The organism is Mesorhizobium sp. M7A.F.Ca.CA.002.09.1.1 (assembly GCF_003998555.1).
Lineage (GTDB): Bacteria > Pseudomonadota > Alphaproteobacteria > Rhizobiales > Rhizobiaceae > Mesorhizobium > Mesorhizobium ciceri.
This window is the reverse complement of the sequence record NZ_RZRR01001245.1, coordinates 1-1,215: the sequence shown is the minus strand read 5'-3', so window position 1 is coordinate 1,215 and position 1,215 is coordinate 1. Positions and strand designations below refer to the sequence as shown.

Here is a 1,215-nt window from a genome sequence, read left to right as displayed (position 1 = left end):
GGTCACGGCGATCCGCGTGCCGAAGCCCAGCGGCACGTCGGCTTTCGTCAAGCTCGGCGCCCGGCGCTACCTCGTCATTTCCATCGCCATGGTGGCAGCACGTCTGGCCGTCGACAATGGCACCGTCCGGCAAGCGGCGGTCGCGGCCGGCTCCTGTTCGGTGGTGGCCAAGCGGCTGGCCGGCGTCGAAGCCGCGTTGTGCGGGCTGCCGGTGGATGGCGAGCTTGCCGATGCGGTCCTGTCCGCGCCGATGAGCGAACTGTCGCCGATCGCCGATGTGCGCGGCAGCGCCGAATACCGGCTTGATGCAGTGCGCGAGATTGTTGCCCGCGCCGTGCTTGCGGCTGTGGGGCGGACGACTGGCGAAGAGGTGGCGGCATGAGCCAGGTTCAACCTGACGTGCGTGAAGCAGTGCCCGACCTGGGCGCCGTTCGGCCTGCTCGCGGCCCGGAGCGCGTTGACATCGCCTTCGAGGTCAATGGCAGCGCCGTATCGGTCAATGTGCCGCCGCTGCGCCGACTGTCCCTGGTGCTGCGCGACGAACTGGGGCTGACCGGCACCAAGGTCGGCTGCGATGCCGGCGATTGCGGCGCCTGTACGGTGCTGGTCGACGGCGATCCCGTCTGCGCCTGCCTGATGTCGGCGGCGTCCGCTGCCGGCGCATCGGTGACGACAGTTGAAGGGCTTGCCAACGGCCGGCTGTCGACGTTGCAGGCCTCTTTCCTTGCCCATGGCGCTGCGCAGTGCGGGATTTGCACGCCCGCCCTGTTGGTTGCGGCGACGGCTCTGCTGGAGAAGAAGGCGAGCCCCACCGAGGTCGAGGTACAGGACGCGCTCGGCGGAATTCTGTGCCGCTGCACCGGCTACCGGAAGATCATTGCCGCAGTGATGGATGCCTCCCTGCAGGCAGCAAGCCTGGATTTCCGCTTGCCCCGGTCAGGCCACGCGATCGGTTCCTCGCCCATCCGGCTCGACGGCGTGCCGAAGGTCACCGGGGCTGAGAAATTCGGCAGCGATTCCTTCCCCGCCGATGCACTGGCGGTACTGGTGATCCGCTCTCCGCATTATCACGCCAGCTTCGCCTTCGGTGACCTCGATGGCTGGGCGAAGGCACATCCCGGTGTCGCCGGCGTCTTCACCGCCGCCGACATTCCGGGAAAAAACTGTTTCGGCGTCATCGGCCCCTTCGCCGACCAGCCGGCACTGGCCGAAGGG

The 1,215-nt window shown here is 68.1% G+C and carries 1 protein-coding gene and 1 pseudogene; both read left to right on the top strand.

Annotated elements, in window-relative coordinates; all coding sequences use genetic code 11:
• Nucleotides 1–382 (top strand): annotated as a pseudogene (locus tag EN994_RS32210) (xanthine dehydrogenase family protein subunit M); the annotation flags it as partial.
• Nucleotides 379–1,215, top strand: an 837-nt coding sequence (locus EN994_RS32205) for a 2Fe-2S iron-sulfur cluster-binding protein (protein WP_127308191.1), incomplete at its 3' end; no start/stop codon positions are given. The pseudogene EN994_RS32210 and the gene EN994_RS32205, both read left to right, overlap by 4 nt.